The sequence below is a fragment of the Segatella copri genome (genome assembly GCF_051861805.1).
Taxonomy (GTDB): domain Bacteria; phylum Bacteroidota; class Bacteroidia; order Bacteroidales; family Bacteroidaceae; genus Prevotella; species Prevotella copri_M.
This window is the reverse complement of the sequence record NZ_CP146520.1, coordinates 1762572-1779991: the sequence shown is the minus strand read 5'-3', so window position 1 is coordinate 1779991 and position 17420 is coordinate 1762572. Positions and strand designations below refer to the sequence as shown.

Here is a 17420-nt window from a genome sequence, read left to right as displayed (position 1 = left end):
ACAGATTTCACAGATAACACAGATACATACCTGTTTCACGGATTAAATCACCAGTAATCACTTATTCATCATCGCCCGCCAAAGACTGTATCTCGCCTCGGGATTCAGCTGTTCCAGCTGCTGGAAGATTTGCTGCATATCCGAACGGCGGGTAGTCTCTTCGTAAGGACACAACGCCTTCTGCTTAGTGAAATGCAACTCTTCTGCCACCTGACGGATATCCGCCTCATGCACCAGACAAAGGGGACGGATGATGGTGAGCGGATAATGTTTTAAAGGAAGACTGGGCTGCATGGTGGAATGAGAACCCTCGAAGGTGATATTCATCAGCAGGGTAACGAGGATATCATCCATGTGATGGCCCAAGGCTATCTTGTTAAAACCATTATTTACCGCAAACTCAAAGAGCGTCTTGCGGCGGTTCCAGGCACAGAGGAAACAACGGGTCTTGCGGGGATCGGTGGATTCATCAAAAGAACTGTGCAGGATATGGAGCCGGATGCCATTCTCTGCACAGAAATCCTGCAGATAAGAACGGTCGGTCTCATAAGGAATGTTATCCATGATGATATGCGCCGCCTCCACCTCGATATGCGGCTTATAGATGCGGGCACGCTGAGCCAAGAGGCGCACCAGTTCCAGAGAATCCTTTCCGCCGCTCAAGGCAATGAGAATCCGGTCACCATCCTCCAAAAGGTGATAATCCACGCATCCTTTATTGAATCGCTTTAAAATCTTCTGTTCTGCTTTCATCACATTATATTATATAAAGAATTTGCTGTACATGATATTATACAAAGAAGCCGTGTACATGATATCAAGAAATTGCCGTATATAAAATAGAAAAAGCCGCTGTCCCCTAGAGAACAGCGACTTTATCAAATACATTCCTCATCCTATGAAGGAGAGAAACGACAATTTAAACTTCGAATATATGAAAAACGCGTTTTATCGCTTGATTCCTTCTTACTTAGCGTAAGCTACACTGCGAGTCTCACGAATCACGGTGATCTTCACCTGACCAGGATAGGTCATCTCGTTCTGAATCTTGGTAGCAATCTCGTCAGAGAGCTTGATGCTCTGCTCATCATTCATCTTGTCGGCACCTACGATGACGCGGAGCTCACGACCTGCCTGGATAGCATAGGTCTTGGTTACGCCAGGATAGCTCATGGCAATAGCCTCAAGGTCGTTCAAACGCTTGATGTATGCCTCCACAATCTCACGGCGGGCACCCGGACGGGCACCAGAGATGGCATCACATACCTGAACGATAGGAGCCAACAGGGTGTTCATCTCCATCTCGTCGTGGTGAGCACCGATGGCATTGCAGATATCTGGCTTCTCCTTGTATTTCTCGGCAATCTTGGCGCCATACAATGCGTGTGGCAACTCGCTCTCCTCATCAGGCACCTTACCGATATCATGCAACAAGCCGGCACGCTTTGCCTTCTTTGGGTTCAAGCCCAACTCTGAAGCCATCACCGCACAGAGATTAGCGGTTTCACGAGCATGCTGCAGCAGGTTCTGACCATAAGAAGAACGATACTTCATCTTACCAATGATGCGAACCAACTCAGGGTGCAAGCCATGGATACCAAGGTCGATGGCTGTACGCTTACCGGTCTCGATAATCTCGTTGTCCAACTGCTTCTTCACCTTGGCTACCACCTCCTCGATGCGGGCTGGGTGAATACGTCCATCGGCTACAAGCTGATGGAGAGCCAGGCGGCAAACCTCACGACGCACAGGGTCGAAGGCAGAGATAACGATAGCCTCAGGAGTATCATCTACCACGATTTCAACACCGGTAGCAGCCTCCAGGGCACGGATGTTACGACCTTCACGACCGATGATGCGACCCTTCACCTCATCATTATCAATGTGGAACACACTGACAGAGTTCTCGATGGCTGTTTCTGTAGCCACACGCTGGATAGTCTGGATAACGATCTTCTTAGCCTGCTGGTTAGCATTCATCTTGGCATCATCCATAATCTCGTTGATGTAGCTTGCCGCATCCAGGCGAGCCTGGTCTTTCAAGCTCTCTACGAGACGGTTCTTTGCCTCTTCAGCGCTCAAGCCAGAGAGTTCCTCCAACTTGGCCTGCTCCTGCTTCTGCATTTTTTCCAGATCCTGCTGCTTTACGGCAAGGAGTTTCTTCTCGTTGTCGATGCGCTGCTGGTTCTGGTCGAGTTCCATCTTGCGGCGTCCCAGGTCTTCCTGACGCTGGTTCAGGGAGATTTCACGCTGCTTCAGCTTGTTCTCACTCTGCTGAATGCGTGAGTTTCGCTGCTGCACCTCCTTCTCCAGTTCAGCTTTTTTATTGAGGAACTTCTCTTTTACTTCGAGAAGTTTTTTCTCTTTAACTACTTCTGCCTCTTTATTGGCAGCATCAATCATTTCATTATATTTTCCCTTAATGACATAACGGAAAATGAAATACCCTGCAAGCCCACCCAGTACGAGGGTGACGAGGGCCACTATTATTGTTACCATATATATATTATAATTATTAATATTCTTAACGGAGTAATCTTACTTTGCTTACTTTGCCAAGGTATCTTCTATCTCTGCAGTCAGTTTGTTCAGAATATCATTATATGGTTGGGTATCATTTTTATCTGATTCCTTCTCGTATCTCAGAGCCACGTCGATGAGCGCCATATAGAGAATCTCCTTATCGCTTTTTCTTCCCTTGAAGATTTTTGAATAGGAGTTCACGATTTCGTCGATCAACTTAGCCGATTTACGATAATACTCTTCATCCTCTCTCGGTATTCTTACCGTGAGGTCGGTATCATATACATGTAATCTGATTTGCAATTTATCTTCCATCTGATCTGCCATAGTTTCGAATTTTATTACTGATCACTCAGTAGCGTAATACACTTATTGACATCCCGAATCAGCTTGGCGATTCGTTTCTGTGTAGCCTCCATGTCGGAGTCAGAAATCGTCATCATCTTCGCCATCTTCAAGCTGTCATAATCATGCTTTGCCTGAGTCAACTTCTCCTCCAATTCCTTAATCTTGGCATCTCGCTCGTCCACCATGGCATATAGCTCTGCATTCTCATGCTTGACGTCTTCAAACTTGAGAATCATCTGCCTAACCCTTGTGGCAAACGTATTGATTGTTTTCTCACTAGCACTCATGATATTTTCTTTTTGGCTACAAATTTAAGAGAATAATTTGAATAAAACAAATATTCTGCAAGTTTTTTTATATTTTTGGGGTATTATTGGCTACTTTCCCATCTTTTGCTTCGCCTTTTCCACCTGTTCGTCGGATGGACGTGGTTCTTTCTTGGCCAACATCATCACCTGGAAAGCGAAGTCTGCAACCCACTGCTGGCTGAACTTGAGGTGGCTGTTGAGCTGTCGGAGCGTTACCACGGTCTTCAGGGCACTGGCATCAGAGAAGTCGTTCTTATTGAAGATATCGTCCACGGTCTGAGCAGTCATCTTATACAAGGTGTTCTTCATGAAGCTAGGCAGACGGAGCTTGAACTTCATCAGGTTGCCGATGAGCATCATGAGATCCTGGCTGAAGGCCTGGAACTGCTTGAGATAAACATTCACATCCTGCAGCTTCTGGCAGTTCTTGCGGATGCTGGAATCAATCTCCTTGAACCAGCTCTCGTCGGTGCCGTAGATGTCGCGCATCATCTTTCTTACGTGCGCCTTCTCTCCGATGCCCAGACGGTTGTTGACGGTTGGCACATGGAAACTCGTCTTGAAGACACGCAACTCCGGCAGCATGGCCAGGTTGGTGATACCTAATTGTGAAGCTAATGCAGCCTGGAAATATACACTGACCAGAGTCATGTAGTCTTCCATGCCGCCCACTTTCTTATCGTCGGCTTTGCTGCCGAACAGTTTTGCAAATATACCCATTCTTTTTTCTTATTTTTCTTTAAAGTTCTAAAATGTTCTGCAAAAATACAACAAAATCGCAAAATACGCAAATTCGAGGCTTGTTTTTTTGCCTAAAGCCACATTTTTTCTATATAAAATGAAGATTTTAGGTTTTTCCTTTTCCTCTTTCATATTTTTTTCGTAACTTTGCCCCGATTTAGTAACAGAAAAAGGATTCCAATATAAAAGATATAGAGAATTTCAAAATGAACGACATTTACAGAGGAAACAATTTGGTGAGACAGTTGGTGGTGATTGCCGACTTCATCATCCTGAACAGTGTACTAGGAGGCTTCTATCTTCTGGACTCAGAATTTATGCCCGAATTTTTCGACAAGGCTACGAAAATCACCTTCTTTGTAGCCAATGCTTCGCTCATCGTCAGTGAGTATTTCTACTCCACGGTGATTCACATAAGAAAGGTGAAGCTGAGATGGGTATTCAAAAGAACTCTTTATCTTTCCCTACTCACCACATTGGTACTTTTTGTATCCCTCAGGCTTCTGAACAACAATGGCAAGATGTTTGCCTTCAGCATCATCTTCGGTATAGCCTTCTATCTTGTATTGATTCTTTCCAGATTCCTGGAATTAAGCATTCTGAAGCACTACCGAGCTAAAGGTTACAACAGCCGTACGGCTATCTTCGTGGGCAATGACCCTGCCATTGTGGAGATGTTCAAGACAATGACAGAAGACCCATCAACAGGTTACTATATCAGAGGTTACTACGCAGATGCAGATATCACCAATGCACCTGACGATTTGAAAAGACTGGGAACTCTGGAGGATTTAGACAAGATTATGAGCGACTCGATGAATAATACCATCAACGGCTTACCGGTCAACATAGAAGACCTGTTCTGCTGTCTGTCGCACAAAGACTCTACAGAAATCATCAAGATTATGCATTTCTGCGATAAGAATGTGATTCACTTCTACTATCTGCCACGACAATTTGGCGAATACAGATTGCACCTTGATGCACAAAGCTTTATGGGCAAGACGGTTTACTCCAACCGCATTGAACCATTAGACAGTCCGTCTAACCGTGCCATCAAGCGATCTTTCGACATTTTCGTGAGCGGCATCATCTGTCTGTGTCTCTTGCCTATCATCCCAATCATCGCTCTCTGCATCAAGATTCAGAGTCCGGGCCCAATCTTCTTCAAGCAGGCAAGAACGGGTTTGAATGGCGACATCTTCTACTGTCTGAAGTTCCGTTCCATGCACGTGAACAAAGATGCCGACAAGGCGCAGGCTACCAAGAACGACCCACGCAAGTTTGCCTTTGGCAACTTTATGCGCAAGACCAATATCGACGAGTTTCCACAGTTCCTCAACGTACTGAAGGGCGACATGAGCATCGTGGGTCCACGCCCACACATGCTTCACCATACCGAGGTATATGGTTCACTCATCGACAAGTATATGGTTCGCCATTTCTGTAAGCCAGGAATCACGGGTTGGGCTCAGGTGACAGGCTACCGCGGCGAGACAAAAGAGATCTGGCAGATGGAAGAGCGCGTGAGACGCGACATCTGGTACATCGAGAACTGGTCGTTCTGGCTTGACATCCGCATCATGCTGATGACTGCCAAGAGCATTCTTTTCCCAGATAAGAATGCTTATTGATAGTATGTTTATTATATATTAAGGTATAAGAACTTTAACGATATATATAAAATAAGAACTTAAAAAAAAATTAAAGAAGACATGAAAGGAATCGTATTAGCAGGTGGTTCCGGAACAAGATTGTATCCGATAACCAAGGGCATCAGCAAACAGCTGATTCCTATCTTCGACAAGCCGATGATATACTATCCGGTATCAGTATTGATGCTGGCTGGCATCAAGGACATTCTGATTATCTCAACCCCATTCGACTTGCCAGGCTTCAAGCGCCTGCTGGGCGACGGAAGTGAGTTGGGCGTACATTTTGAGTATGCCGAGCAGCCTTCACCAGACGGACTGGCACAGGCATTCATTATCGGAGAAAAGTTCATTGGCGATGACAATGTATGCCTTGTATTGGGCGACAACATCTTCTACGGAGCAGGCTTCACCGGTTTGCTCAAGGAGAGCGTGAAAGCTACAGAGGAAGGCAACGCCAGCGTATTCGGTTACTACGTAAACGACCCGGAGCGTTATGGCGTGGCAGAATTCGACAAGGACGGCAACTGCCTGAGCATCGAAGAGAAGCCTGCACAGCCTAAGAGTAACTACGCAGTGGTAGGTCTCTACTTCTACCCTAACAGCGTGGTAGAGGTAGCTAAGCATATCAAGCCAAGCGCTAGAGGCGAGCTGGAAATTACCACCGTAAACCAGCATTACCTGGCAGAGAAGACATTAAAGGTAAGAACCCTTCAGCGTGGATTCGCATGGCTTGACACCGGTACCCACGACAGTCTTTCGGAAGCCAGCACCTTCATCGAGTGCATTGAGAAGCGCCAGGGACTGAAAGTGGCTTGTCTTGAAGAAATCGCATACAAGCAGGGATGGATTGGCAAGGAGCAATTGAAGGAATTGGCCAAGCCTATGCTTAAGAACGGATACGGAAAGTATCTGATGGATTTGGTGGAAGGCAAATAAGGAAAGACTATTATCATTTGTCAGCAACACATATTTAGAAAAAAACAACATTTATTATAATGGAAGAAAACAGAAACTTAGAATTGGGAAGTGTGCAGGAAGAAGAAAAGTCTGCTATCGACTTTCAGTTGATTTATTCCACACTGATTCTGAATTGGAAATGGTTTGTCCTGTCCATCATCGTTTGCTTAGGACTGGGATACCTCTACCTGAAGTGTGCGAAGCCTGTATTCCAGACCACTACAAAGGTGCTCATCAAGGATGACCAGCAAAACAAGCGTGGAAACGGAATGAACAGCATGATTCAGAATGCTACTAACTTGGGTTTTATGACAAACTCAAACGGTATCGACAACGAGATTGAGATTCTGTCGGCTAACGACATGGCTCTCCAGACCGTAATCGACATGAAGCTCTACGTGAACTACTATCACAAGGGAACATTCCGTTCTTCGCTGGTTTACAAGGATCAGGAAATCAATGTCGACATGGACATGAAGAACCTGAAGAAGCTCAACTCTCCAGTGAAGCTGAACATCGAGAAGGATGGCAACAAGTATATCGTAAAGGGTAGCTACTATGTTCCTATCGATGCATTTTCAGTAGAGAAGGACCCTGTAAAGATAGAGAAGACCATCGACCGTCTCCCTGCTACCATCAATACCCGCGTGGGTAATATCTCCTTGACTGCTAACAAGAGATTCAAGATGGAGGATGGCGATGTATTGAAGGCGATTATCGTATCACCAGAAATGGCAGCCAAAAGCTATGTGAAGAATCTGAGCGTTAGCCAGACTTCAAAGACTACCACCATCGCTGAAATCGTATTCAACGACGAGAACCCACAGCGCGGTCTCGACTATCTGCATAGCCTCGTGAAGGTTTACAACCGCCAGGCTAACCTCGACAAGAACGAGATTGCCTTCCGCACAGAGCAGTTTATCAACAGCCGATTGGAGAAAATCAACTCAGAGTTGGGCAGCACCGAAGGCCAGTTGGAGAGCTACAAGAAGCGCAACAAGGTGATTGAAATGAAGCTGAACGCTACAGCTGCCATTGCCAATGCCGATACTTATACCCAGAAGCTCCAGGAGGCTAACACCCAGGTGGAATTGCTCAAGGAACTTGGCAAGTACATGAACGAGTCTGGCAACAGATATCAGCCTATCCCATCTAACGTAGGTTTGACCGATGAGAGTTCTACAGCCCTCATCAACGAGTACAACAGGATTGCCTTGAAACGTAACGAGTTGTTGCACGCTGCAAGCGAGAGCTCTCCTACAGTTACTCCATTGACAGCCCAGTTGGATGACCTCACCAATTCCATCAAGAGAGCGATGCGCCAGGCTAAGCTCGGTATGGAGATTCAGCGCAATAGCATTGCTGCACAGGCAGGACAGTACAACAATCAGCTTGGCAACTCACCTGAGCAAGAAAGAGTGCTGACACAGATCGGCCGTCAGCAGGAAGTGAAGTCTGGTCTTTACCTGATGCTCCTGGAGAAGCGTGAGGAGAACTCAATCTCTCTGGCTGCTACAGCAGACAAGGGTAAGATTATCGATGCACCATCACTTGTAGGTCAGACAAGCCCTAAGAAGCCTATCATCATGCTCATCGCATTGGTACTCGGTTTGGCTATCCCTGCAGGTATCCTCTTCCTGATTGAGTTCTTCAAGTATAAGATTGAAGGTCATGAGGACGTTATCAAGCTGACTCAGGTTCCAGTAATCGCCGATATTCCTGTGGCTAGCGACGCTGCCAAGAAGGAAGGAAAGGCAGATATCGTGGTTCACCAGAACGTGAACAACCTGATGGAGGAAATCTTCCGCGGTCTGCGTACCAACATCCAGTTTATGCTGAAGGAAGGCGAGAAGGTGATGATGTTCACCTCGTCTACTTCGGGTGAAGGAAAGACATTCGTGGCTTCCAATATCGGTATCTCCCTCGCCCTGCTGGGCAAGAAGGTAGTGATGGTAGGCCTGGATATCCGTAAGCCTCGTCTGGCTGAGCTGTTCCAGATTGATAATCACCACAATGGTATCACCAACCTGATTGTTCACGACCATAACTCATGGGTAGATATCCAGAAGCAGATTCTTCCATCGGGTGTCAACAAGAACCTCGACCTCTTGATGGCGGGTCCTGTTCCTCCTAACCCAGGTGAGTTGGTAACAAGAGCTAGTCTTGACGACATCATCAACCAGTTGAGAGCAAATTACGACTACGTAATCCTCGATACAGCTCCTGTAGGTCTGGTAAATGATAGTTTGCAACTCGGTCGTCTGGCAGACCTCTGTGTATATGTTTGCCGTGCCGACTATACTCCAAAGGCAAGCTTCGGCATGATCAACGGCTTGAACGCAGAGAAGAAATTGCCTAACATGTGCCTCGTACTCAACGGCGTTGACCTCTCTAAGAAGAAGCACAGCTTCTATTACGGAGTGGGCAAATACGGCAAGTATGGCAGATATGGCAACTATGGAAGCTATGGTTCATACGGCAAGTATGGCAAGTACGGTAAGTATGGCTCTTACGGACAGTATGGTAGCTATGGCAACTATAGCAACAGCCATTACGGCAACGCAGACGATACAAGTATCAAGAAGTAAATACAGACAAATATTCAAATAAAAAAGAGAGTCTTTCTATTTATATAGGAAGACTCTTTTAGATTAAATCAATATATATAAATAAAGAAACAAGAAATGGCAACAATAGCAGTAGATTTCGATGGTACTATCGTTACCCACGAGTACCCAAAGATTGGTACAGAGCTACCATTCGCCACAGAGACCTTAAAAATGTTGATTAAAGACCACCACAAGCTGATTCTCTGGAGCGTACGCGAAGGCAAGCTTCTGGATGAGGCAGTGGAATGGTGCAGAGAGCGCGGAGTAGAGTTCTGGGCAGTAAACAAGGATTATCCGGAGGAAAGTCTGGAGAACAACAACCACTTCTCACGTAAGCTGAAAGCCGACTGGTTTATCGATGACCGCGGCATCGGAGGATTACCTGACTGGGGAGAGATTTACCAGATTATCAGCCACCACACCAGCTATCGCCGAATACTGAAGCAGAAATATGGTGAGGTACAGGAAGCTCCTAAGAAGAAACACTGGTGGAGCCGCGGATAAAGCTATTTCTCCAAAAGATATCCTATAACAGATACGACAAAAGATATCCCCATAAAAAAAGGTGTATTGCTCAATGGCAATACACCTTTTTTATTGTGTTTAATTTGAATATTCTGATTAGAAGAACAGGTAGCGGTTGTCCACTACGTGAGCCTTCTGATAAAGCTCGTTCATGAAGTTACCAGCATACTGCATAGCCTTCTGACGGCACTTCTGCTCGTAAGCCTTCTCATCGAACTTAACAGGACGATTGGTCTTGTTAGTAACCTGGAAGAGATAAACACCAGCGTTACCCTTTACTGCGTGAGCAGCGAAGGCACCCTTCTTGGTAGCAGAAACTGCACCAGAGAGAGCAGGCTCGCTGGCACCAGTAGCAGCGATGAATGTAGGAGCAGCAAAAGTAATCTGGTTTACAGAAGAAACCTTACCACCCTTAGCCTTAGCTGCAGCGATGCTCTTCACACCAGACAGCTTAGCCATAATCTGCTCAGCCTTCTTATCCTTGATAACCTCTGCCTTGACCATCTCCTTTACCTGAGGATCGCTCAAGTCGCGGAAGCCGATGCGGTTAATCTTATTCAATACAACTACCAACAGGTGGTTGTTGTCGCCACACTCGTACATTGGAGAAATCTCACCTTCCTTGGTATCGAAGATCCACTTCAAAGCCTCACGGGTAGAATGGATGTTAGCAACATAATGAGTAGCTGTAGTTACATCCTTCAACTCCTGTACACGATAACCATTCTTCTCTGCATTCTTCAAGAGATCCTCTGCCTTAGGATTAGCACTTACGAAGCTAGAGAACTTGTTGTAAGCTGTGCGGTAGGTATCGTTAGAGAACTGAATCTCCTTCTTGATAACTGCAGCCACATACTTATCAACCATAGCCTTGCGGTCGCAAACCTGGAGGATTACATAACCCTGACCCAACTGAATCTGGTTCAATGCATTCACAGAAGCAGTATTCAATGTGTTGATGAAGGTCTTGTTGTCCTTATCCATGGTCTGAGCATACTCATACTGCTTGGTTGTCATCCAAGCCTTCTCACCTGTCTGACCATACTTCTTAGCGATAGCCTCGAAGTCTGCACCAGCAGCGAGAGCACCATGGATAGAGTCTGCCTTTGTCTTAGCCTCAGCCTGTGAAGCGGCAGCCACCTGGATTACACGATACTGGATAGAGTCTGGCAACTGCTGCTTGCTGATCAACTTCACGATATTCAAAGTATTGTCAGCAGCATTTACCTTCACTGCAGAAGTAGCACCAACAGCCAAAGAATCGATGTCGGCAGCGATGTCACGTGGAAAAGCATCCTTGCTAACTGGGATACCCAAGTAAGCTACAGAAGAAGCTGACTTGCGAACGAGCTCTGAAGGGTCAGCAGCCTCAGCAAGCTGAGTCTTGTAACCGGCGAACTCCTTGTTGATGGCAGCACGGTCTGCCTGAGAAGCCTTCACCTCGATATCCACATACTTGATGTCGCGGCTCTCAACAGGCTGCTTGAAACGAGGCTTGAGCTCTTCATACTTAGCCTTCAAGTCACTCTCCTCTACCTTCACCTTGTCGTCCTGGATATCAGAGTAAGGGAAAGCAGCCAACTGAATCTGGCTCTCCTCGTTCTCCTCCTTGAATGCCATCTTAGCCTCTACTGGGTTAGAGATGAAGCAATGAGCCAAGAGAGACTGATACTTCTGAGCCAATGTCTGCTGACGAAGAGTCTTCTCGATGAATGACCAGTAGTTGAAAATCTTGTTATACTGATCCAACATCTGAGGGTTAGCAGATGGGTTAGCCTTCTGGGCCTTGTAGTCTGCCAGGAACTTCTGCAATGCAGAAGCATCGAAGCGGCCAGTCTGCTGGTTTACGAAAGGAGTCTGCTGAAGCATTGGGTTAGTACCTGTCTTCAAGATATCCTGAAGTTCTGCGTCAGTAACTGTAAGCCCCAACTTGCCAGCTTCCTCAGCGATGATGGCGTTCTGCACGTATGAGTTCCATACCATGTCTTTCACCTGATTCATCTGCTCCTCAGGAAGATTCTCCTGACCTTGTTGCATTTTAATAACCTCTGTGTACTCATCAACGAGCTTCTGGAAATCCTGCACGCTGATTTTCTCGCCATAAACTTCACCGATCTGCTGGCGCTCATTGTTCTTTGCAGAATCGCAAGAGCGGAAAGCTTCCTCGGCAATGAAGGCGAAAAGGCCGAAACTGATGATACATACCAGTATCACGCCTCTTTTTCTAATTGTTCCTAATGCTGCCATTACGTTTTAATTATTATTATTATTTTATTTTTTCCATGTTTGAATATAGCTACTTTTGCAGCGAGTAGCCAATTGACTGCAAAAATACAAAAATAATACGAGAAAAGGGAATTTTTCCGTATCTTTTTTGGCTATAAGCCTAAAAAAGTCGAAAAATTCCCTTTTCTCATTCAACTATTTGATGATGTGGAGTTTCACAAGCTCTATCTTACGCGATGTTGACTTAATTATCTTGAACTCAAAGTTGTTAATTTTAATCACTTCATTGAGCTTTGGGAAACTCTGATATTCATGCAGAATCAAGCCACCCAAAGTCATATACTCATCGCTCTCAGGAAGATCCAGATCAAACATATCGTTTATCTTATCTATCTCTAATCGGGCCGACAAGAGGTAATCACCATCATCGGTCTTCTTTGCCACATACTTAGCCGAATCGTGCTCGTCCTCGATGTCGCCAAAGATCTCTTCCACAATATCTTCGAGACTTACCAAACCGCTGGTTCCGCCAAACTCATCCACCACGACACCCAGCGACTTCTTCTGCTGCAGGAAGGTCTGCATCAGTTTTTGTGCCTGCATGGTTTCCGGCACGAAAGGCATGGTGCGGATATGATCCTGCCATCGCTTGGGATTATGGAAAAGTTCAGAACTGTGGATGTATCCCACGATGTGGTCGATATCTTCCTCATAAACGATAATCTTGGAATTACCGCTCTCGATGAATTTCTGGCGCAGTTCCTCCAAGGATGTCTCCATCTCAACTGCCTGTATCTCGGTTCTAGGAACCATACAGTCGCGCACCTTGGTATCTGAGAAATCCAAGGCATTCTGGAAAATCTTCACCTCATCATTAATCTCGTCATCATTGGTAGCATTGTCGATGCTCGACTGCACCAGATAATCCAAATCCACCTTCGAGAATCCTTCATCTCCCTCTTCACTCTCCATCTTCATACCTAGCAGACGGAGCAGACACTTGCTCAGAAAAGTACTGAACTTGCTGATAGGCCACAAGATGACATAGCACAGATACGCTATCGGACTGAAGATGGTCAATAGGCGGTTAGGGTTCGCCTTGAACAGCGTCTTAGGCAAGAACTCGCCGGTGAACAACACGACAAGCGTAGACAGGATGGTATCGGCAGTCACCCTACCCCCATCATCCAACCCCGCAAAAAGGGTATTATCAAACAAACGGGCAAAGAGGATACCATATACTACGAGGGCGATGTTGTTGCCCACCAGCATGGTACTCACGAATCCGTTCGGATGATTATAAAACCGCGACAAGAGTCGCTGGCAAAGTCCGTTCTTCTCCTTATCCATCTCCGCCAACATACGGTTGGAGGAAACGAAGGCTATTTCCATTCCGCTGAAGAATGCAGAAAACACCATCGTGACCAGGATGCCGACAATCAGACTTATATCAACTTCTTCCATGATAATTAATCAATTAGAACTCAGAATATTATCTATAAACAAACAGACGACCACCCCTATCAGTGCATGACAGGGATAGTCGTATTAGCTCTTTGAGGAGTAGCCTGCTGACGGATTGGCGCAGCCGTAGAATCAGAAGAAGATGCAGAAGATGTACCACCCTCGCTACTGCCACCACCAAAGTCTTCCTTCACGAAACTACCCTTGGTATTACTTACAAAATAACGGGTCATCTTCTCGTCACTCCAGAAATGTGAACCCTGAAGGGTACGCTCTGGTGTAACAAGTTTACTGAACACGTTGCTGGAAAGTTCGTGCTTGTTCTCATCCCAAGTAAGCTGTTCGCTGGTGAAGCGAAGGCCATCCTTGGTCAGAATGCGCACGCGTCCATACAACTTCCAAACCCGCTGCTGGTCAAAGTAATAGGCTGTATCACACTGGATATAGCTATTGATATGAAACTTCTCGTCAAACTGTTCGAGCAACATACCCTTATCGAAAATCCATCTGGACGGATTGCGGTTGGTATTCACCTCCCAGCGTTCCGTCACGATGCGATATTTAATGACTCCCGAATCGCTGATGAGCGTGTTCACACCATAGGAAGTCATCATAGCCACCGAGTCCTTGGCATAAATAGCAGGCGCAGTATGCTCTACCTGATCCTGGCAAGCCGCCAAGACCAAGGACAGAAATGCGCCTATTACTATGAAATTTTTAATCTTATACATTATTATATATATAGGAGACTGCAGAATCCTCTCTATTTGGAGAGAAAGATTACTGCATCTTCCACTTCTTAAACCAATCCTCGTTGAATGTGAAACCAATGTTGATGCGGAAAGAATTCTCCTTGATGAGATCCTTGGCAGAACTCTTCACCCACTGGCCACTGATGTTGAGCTGCGAACGGTTGTTGTAGCCATTCATGATAGGAATACCAAAACCGGCACTCACAGAAATCTCCTTCGGTCCATCCACGCCATTCACCTTATAATAAGGAGTAGCATAGCTTACACCGGCACGATAGTGAACACGCTTCAGGAAAGAAGCGCGGCCATTCTCGGCATAGCAATACTGGAAACCGAGGTTGAACTTGCTGCGGTCCATATAAATGCCATCGCGCAAAGCCCAAGGCTCATTGTTCTTGGCATCGTAGGTAGGATAACCCAGGCTACCCCACTTCTGCAAGGTATAGTCAAAGCCCACCTTCCACTGGTGATTGTGATTCCACATCAAACCGGCACCCATCATGGTTGGCAACTCATACGCATTGTTGATGCTGAATGCCAAGGTATCAGAAGTACTGGTCTGCGCATTGGAAGAGATGATGTTCATGTCGGCATCGGCATGCAGATTATGACCAGGCGTATAAGTCAAGCCCAGGGTCAACTCATCCTTCTTTGAAATCTTCTGGGTATACTGAACACCCAAGTCGAGCTTGTAGTTATGAACACTGGTGCCATAAGTGCGATAGAGCGACTTATAATAGCTGTTACTATAAGCGTTCTGCACCGTCTTGTTGATGCTACCCCAGAGATAACCGATGTTGGCACCCACAGCCAAGCCCTTGACAGGCGACCAGCCCGCACCCAGATAAACCTGGTGCAAGCCACCCTCTCCGCTATAAGTATTGCTATAGGTTACATCCTTATCTTCCTTGTTCACATAACCACTGGTAGAATAATCATAGCCCACATTGGTAAAAGGGATGATTCCGAAACTCATACCCACATGACGCAGCAGGCGGAATCCACCTACCACATACTCAAGATTAGAGTTATTGGCATTCTTCTTCACACCATTCTCGTTGAAGTTGGTAACCTGACCCGAAATGCCCGCATCCAGGATGAACGTCATGGAGTCGATGGCAGAGTAGGAAGCAGGGTTGAGGTAGTTCACCTGGTTGTGCTCATGAAAACCAAGACCAACACCATTCATACCACGGTTGAAGCCCGAAGTTTGGTCAGACAACACGCCTAAACCATACTGGCTGTATGGAGAATTAGTACCACTTTGGGCATTAACCATAAGAGTCGAACCCAACATAAGGGCTGCTAAGATAATCTTTCTCATTTATATATAAATCAGTAAAAAATACATTCAGAGTGCAAAAGTATTAAAAAAAATCTAGAAAAAAGAAGGATAATTGAAAATAATAAGTTATTTTTGCATCGTGAAACGTTTTAAGCATATATTTCGGGTCATTTTAGCAGTTATTTTAACCAATTTAACTACTATTGTGACAGCACAGGATTTTTCAGGCTACAATGCTCCTGATATTTCTGTGCAGAACAGTCGTGTCAATGAGGAAGCCACCGCATGGCTCGACTCTGTGGATATTTCGCTCCTCACCTGCGGACCAGGTGAGGAGGTGTGGTCGTACTATGGGCATTCGGCTCTGCGCATCCAGGACAAGGCGCATGGCAGCGACGTGGCCGTGAACTGGGGCATGTTCAGCTTCAGGCAAGGCTATTTCATCCTCCGCTTCGTCTTCGGACTCACCGATTACCAGATCGGCATCTATCCGATGACCGATTTCATGGCAGAGTACAGTGCCGAGGGAAGATGGGTGCGCCAGCAGCGTCTCCATCTGTCGAGAGAGGAGAAACTGAAGGTGCTACATGCCATCGAAGAGAATGCACAGCCGGAAAACCGTACCTACCGCTACAATTTCTTCTTCGACAACTGTACCACCCGTGCCCGCGAAATGGTGATTACCAACATCGGTTACTGCAACACCAACTTCAAGGACACCGATGCACAGTCAACTTACCGCGAGGAAATCCATAAGCTCAACGGCAACCACCGCTGGGCAAGATTCGGCAACGACCTGCTGCTGGGCTACCTGTCAGACAGAGACCTCACCCAGCGCGAATGGGAGTTCCTGCCAGATAATCTGAGCAAAGACTTCGCCACCGAAGGAAGAAAAGACTTCATCAACGACACGGCGGGCAATGCAGAGGTGAACCACCTCATCAGAAAAGACGGATACCTCATGCTGGTGGATTCCACCTGCTATCTGATACCTCCTACCCAGAAAGTGGCAGAAGCAGAAGCCATCACCCCTACCCTAGTATTCATCACGCTGGCGGTCATCATCATCGCACTCAGCGTTTTCGAATGGAAAAGGAAGAAGAATTTCTGGGTGCTGGATGCCTTCCTGCTCATCCTCACCGGATTGCCTGGACTCATCCTCTTCGCCATGCTGTTCTCTCAGCACCCTACCGTGCAGGTGAACTTTCAGATGCTGATATTGAACCCATTCAACCTCATCTTCGTATGGAAGACCATCCAGAAGATGCGCCAGGGCAAGCTCTATTGGTATTATGAAGTATGGGGAATCTGCCTTGTCGTGTCACTTTTCATGCAGATATGGCAGACCTACGCAGAGGGCATGGTAACTTTGGCACTCTCTTTGCTCGTAAGATACGCGTTCAAGTCAACCATGTTGGACTTAAGTGCCAATAACTTGAAGATACAGCATCGTATCATCACGAAATTCAGAAAGAAGAAAAAGAATCAAGAATAAGATAAATAAATAAAGAATAAGATAATGTTAGTAAACAGATATATCACAGCCCTTTTGGTTGTCCTGGCGGCAACCGGCATGGAGGCGCAGACTTATCAGCAGGCGCTGAAGTTTGCGCTCACGGATATATCCTACGATGAATTCATCCAGCAACCGGAGGCGAAGGCATTGGAGGAGGACATCCTCTATGTTCTGAAGGTAATCAAACAAGCCGCCGAGGATGAAAGCATCGCAGAGCGCTACCATTATCTCCAGTCGGCTACCCTTCCAGCCGTTCAGGCTGACATTCTGACAGAATCACATCCACATATTTGTTTTTATCCCGTGGTGGCGCATAAGTACAAGGCACCATACGGGAGCATTGTTATTCGAGGTCCTAACTGCTGATTATATGCTTTCTGACAGCAAAACTAGCAAGAAATGCAGCCAGAAAGGGCAATAATTGGTAAAATATTGCAGATTTACAGATATTTTTTGTATTTTTGCAAACTAGTAAACAAACAATAGGAAAAAGCAGAAGAGGAAAAAGGAC

Annotated in this window: 15 protein-coding genes; 6 read left to right on the top strand and 9 right to left on the bottom strand. The window is 46.1% G+C overall.

The window, feature by feature from the left end; translation table 11 throughout:
- Positions 1-57 precede the first annotated feature (57 nt).
- The 5 genes from V8Z93_RS06810 to V8Z93_RS06790 form a co-directional block, all read right to left on the bottom strand.
- Positions 58-753 carry a tRNA 2-thiocytidine biosynthesis TtcA family protein gene (locus V8Z93_RS06810; RefSeq protein WP_439432772.1) on the bottom strand — a complete coding sequence of 232 codons (696 nt, stop codon included), beginning with the start codon at positions 751-753 and terminating at the stop codon, positions 58-60.
- A 213-nt stretch (positions 754-966) separates the two neighbouring features.
- Positions 967-2499 (bottom strand): ribonuclease Y, encoded by a 1533-nt coding sequence (gene rny / locus V8Z93_RS06805; protein ID WP_203049099.1) that lies wholly within the window; start codon positions 2497-2499, stop codon positions 967-969.
- A gap of 48 nt (positions 2500-2547) precedes the next feature.
- A complete protein-coding gene (locus V8Z93_RS06800; protein WP_203039580.1) occupies positions 2548-2850 on the bottom strand; it encodes a cell division protein ZapA in 303 nt (100 codons plus the stop codon).
- Positions 2851-2864: 14 nt separating this feature from the next.
- Positions 2865-3158: a hypothetical protein gene (locus V8Z93_RS06795; RefSeq protein WP_203049100.1), complete on the bottom strand. Its 294-nt coding sequence runs from the start codon at positions 3156-3158 to the stop codon at positions 2865-2867.
- A gap of 90 nt (positions 3159-3248) precedes the next feature.
- Positions 3249-3899 (bottom strand): hypothetical protein, encoded by a 651-nt coding sequence (locus V8Z93_RS06790; protein WP_439432771.1) that lies wholly within the window; start codon positions 3897-3899, stop codon positions 3249-3251.
- Between the two features lie 227 nt (positions 3900-4126).
- Between V8Z93_RS06790 and V8Z93_RS06785 the strand changes: the two genes are divergently transcribed.
- The 4 genes from V8Z93_RS06785 to V8Z93_RS06770 all read left to right on the top strand — a co-directional run bounded on the left by V8Z93_RS06785 (position 4127) and on the right by V8Z93_RS06770 (position 9645).
- Entirely contained in the window at positions 4127-5554 is a 1428-nt protein-coding gene (locus V8Z93_RS06785; protein ID WP_439432770.1) for an exopolysaccharide biosynthesis polyprenyl glycosylphosphotransferase, read from the top strand.
- Positions 5555-5635: 81 nt separating this feature from the next.
- Positions 5636-6511, top strand: a complete 876-nt coding sequence (rfbA, locus tag V8Z93_RS06780) for a glucose-1-phosphate thymidylyltransferase RfbA (RefSeq protein ID WP_203049102.1) — start codon at positions 5636-5638, stop codon at positions 6509-6511.
- Positions 6512-6570: 59 nt separating this feature from the next.
- Entirely contained in the window at positions 6571-9120 is a 2550-nt protein-coding gene (locus V8Z93_RS06775; RefSeq protein ID WP_439432769.1) for a GumC family protein, read from the top strand.
- A 96-nt stretch (positions 9121-9216) separates the two neighbouring features.
- Positions 9217-9645, top strand: a complete 429-nt coding sequence (locus V8Z93_RS06770) for a BT0820 family HAD-type phosphatase (protein WP_203039591.1) — start codon at positions 9217-9219, stop codon at positions 9643-9645.
- 117 nt (positions 9646-9762) lie between these two features.
- On the opposite strand, the gene V8Z93_RS06765 is transcribed toward V8Z93_RS06770, so the two are convergent.
- From V8Z93_RS06765 to V8Z93_RS06750, 4 genes are all read right to left on the bottom strand, one after another.
- Entirely contained in the window at positions 9763-11913 is a 2151-nt protein-coding gene (locus V8Z93_RS06765; protein ID WP_439432768.1) for a peptidylprolyl isomerase, read from the bottom strand.
- Positions 11914-12087: 174 nt separating this feature from the next.
- Positions 12088-13356, bottom strand: coding sequence for a hemolysin family protein (locus V8Z93_RS06760; protein WP_439432767.1), 1269 nt, complete (start codon positions 13354-13356; stop codon positions 12088-12090).
- 59 nt (positions 13357-13415) lie between these two features.
- Positions 13416-14087 carry an LPS export ABC transporter periplasmic protein LptC gene (lptC, locus tag V8Z93_RS06755; protein ID WP_439432766.1) on the bottom strand — a complete coding sequence of 224 codons (672 nt, stop codon included), beginning with the start codon at positions 14085-14087 and terminating at the stop codon, positions 13416-13418.
- 49 nt (positions 14088-14136) lie between these two features.
- Positions 14137-15432 (bottom strand): hypothetical protein, encoded by a 1296-nt coding sequence (locus V8Z93_RS06750; RefSeq protein ID WP_439432765.1) that lies wholly within the window; start codon positions 15430-15432, stop codon positions 14137-14139.
- A 166-nt stretch (positions 15433-15598) separates the two neighbouring features.
- On the opposite strand from V8Z93_RS06750, the gene V8Z93_RS06745 reads away from it, so the two are divergent.
- Positions 15599-16888, top strand: a complete 1290-nt coding sequence (locus V8Z93_RS06745; RefSeq protein WP_439432764.1) for an Lnb N-terminal periplasmic domain-containing protein — start codon at positions 15599-15601, stop codon at positions 16886-16888.
- A gap of 24 nt (positions 16889-16912) precedes the next feature.
- Positions 16913-17275 carry a hypothetical protein gene (locus tag V8Z93_RS06740; RefSeq protein ID WP_439432763.1) on the top strand — a complete coding sequence of 121 codons (363 nt, stop codon included), beginning with the start codon at positions 16913-16915 and terminating at the stop codon, positions 17273-17275.
- Positions 17276-17420: the final 145 nt, after the last annotated feature.